The 2,176-nt window shown below is 43.5% G+C and carries 3 protein-coding genes; all 3 read right to left on the bottom strand.

Going from position 1 to position 2,176, the window contains the following annotated elements; genetic code table 11:
• Positions 1 to 739: HAMP domain-containing methyl-accepting chemotaxis protein (locus Q0241_RS19715; RefSeq protein ID WP_299380792.1), on the bottom strand; the 739-nt coding region annotated here is incomplete at its 3' end.
• Positions 740 to 743: 4 nt separating this feature from the next.
• Complete coding sequence (locus Q0241_RS19710) at positions 744 to 1,277, bottom strand: PAS domain-containing protein (protein WP_299380791.1); 534 nt, start codon at positions 1,275 to 1,277, stop codon at positions 744 to 746.
• Between the two features lie 674 nt (positions 1,278 to 1,951).
• On the bottom strand, positions 1,952 to 2,176 hold a 225-nt coding region (locus Q0241_RS19705; protein ID WP_299380790.1), incomplete at its 5' end, for a YHS domain-containing (seleno)protein.

Below are 2,176 nucleotides of genomic sequence, written 5' to 3'. Positions count from 1 at the left end.
TGCCAGCTTCACCAGCACGTGCAGCTTCGATAGTTGCGTTGAGGGCAAGAAGGTTGGTTTGCTCTGCAATATCCTTGATCAGGTGCATCACTTCACCAATTTTTTGTGATGAATCCGATAGTGTAGAAATCATGGTGGCAGTTGCCTGTGCTTCTTTGACGGCCTCAATAGACACGCCAGAGGATTGTAGAACCTGCTGGTTGATTTCATTGATAGCACCAGATAGCTGATCAGCGGCCGAGGCAACTGTCTGAACGTTAACGGATGCTTCTTCGGCAGCAGCAGCAACCACTGTGGCCTGTTCACTCGTTTGGCTGGCCGTACTGGTCATCGTTTCTGACGTGGCATTGAGCTCTGTCGAAGCAGAGGAGACCGTGGATACAATTGATCCCATAGAGTTTTGGAATTGATCAATAATATCAGAGAAAGTCGTGACCTTGCTCTCCATTGAATCCATGGCTTCGTTAATTGTCTGGCTGGCAACGCCGAAGGACCCGACCATGCCTTTTTCGGCAATGCGTCGATAGTATTTATTGTGACTGGCGTATTCCAACGAGGCGGTAGCTTCGCGCATAAAAGCATCGGTGCGGTCAATCATAAGATTAATCGCGTTCATAACTTCGGCGATCTTACCTTTTGATTTTATGTTGGTAATTCTTGCTTCAAAATCACCGTTGGAAACGGCGGTGCATACATCTAATATTTGTTGCAACTCTTTGTCTGAACACTTTCCAAACATACCGTTACCCCGCTTTCCGCATGATATTTGCTATAAATTCGTCATAAGCCAGTCCTTGATCTTGTAGAACACTAGCTAGTTTTTTACAGGAATTTTCTAACCCGGTCTTTCGATCTGACTTTTGTTCGATTGCTAGAAGTTCTCGGTATAGGGGGATAATTATTTTATCTAAAATAGATCTATCCGGTACCCGTCGGTTGGAATGATATCCTGTAATTTTCCCCTGGGCATTTCTGCTGGGCGTAACGTGAGCAATGACCCAGTAATGATCACCGTTTTTGGCTCTGTTTTTGACGTAGGCGAAAATCTCTTGCCCATTCTGAAGGGTATCCCACAGGAGCTTGAAAACTGATCGCGGCATATCGGGGTGGCGGATCAGGCTGTGAGGTTGACCGAGTACTTCCTGTTCCTTGTAATCGGCAATAGCTAAAAAAGTTTGATTAGCATAGGTAATGCGACCTTTCAGGTCAGTTTTGCTGACGATTAAGTCATTGTCGGCAAAAAAACGTTCCTTGTTTGTAATGGGTAAATTCTTCATTTGGACCTCGGCAAGGGGTGGTAAAAATAGAGTAAGATCCAGTCGTACAGCGAGCACTAAAATGAACGATTCGGTACGTTCAATTTTCCTGGTTTAACGCACTTAGGTTTTGCTACTGCACGTGTTAATTTTTTATGAAAAAGAAGATGAAATTTCACATTATTTTTTCTGTAAAAGATGTATATAAGATATTGTTTTATCTTAATGTTATGCGTTTTCTCATTATGCTCGCCTTGTTTTATAGGGAGGAGCATCAGCTACACCAAGTCTTTTGATTGAATCAGGTGAATGTTATGATGGGGATCTTGATGTCTTTGTCGAAAAGCGAACAACTTGTGTTCTGCTTAATTGCCGCCTGTATTTATTTATAAACCTGTCGCTTTTTTTTGGGGGCGCTGCCCCCCAATAAAGTTCAGCATATACGTAAACAAGCGGGAAAAGATGGCTTAAACCCTAATAAGTGGGTTTCAAATGTTGAGCAAGTTACCCTTAAAGTTATCGGACGTGAAACTGTGGATTATGTAGCCAACATCACCAAGTACTTCAGCGCCGACAGATTGGCGTTTGATTACCATGTTCTTGATTTGGCTGAGGATTAAGCATTGGATCGCTCAGTGCCACCCTATTCAGTAAAACCGAAGTGGTTCGCTTTGTGATGCGGCTTGAAATACGGTTTAGTCGTTAAGGACTTTTGGCCAGTTATTATCGCCCTTATGGATATTTCCGGGGATATCCTTTTCCCATCTTTTTTGAATATCTTTGCTATAGTTTAGATAGAGTTTATTATCGACTATTTTCCAGGCAAAGGGATCTGTTGAAGCCGTATCTCCTTGTGCCACGGCCCATGCGCAATAACCGCCATACTGAGGCGCAAAGGCTTCGGGCGTTGCAACGAAGCT

This window comes from uncultured Kiloniella sp. (assembly GCF_937128705.1).
Lineage (GTDB): Bacteria > Pseudomonadota > Alphaproteobacteria > Kiloniellales > Kiloniellaceae > Kiloniella.
Note: the sequence above shows the minus strand (reverse complement) of the source record. Positions and strands in the feature narration are given on the sequence as shown.

Bases quoted from the DNA above. Each gene is read 5' to 3' on its own strand.
- Q0241_RS19710 (WP_299380791.1), bottom strand. From the start codon at position 1,277: ATGAAGAATTTACCCATTACAAACAAGGAACGTTTTTTTGCCGACAAT.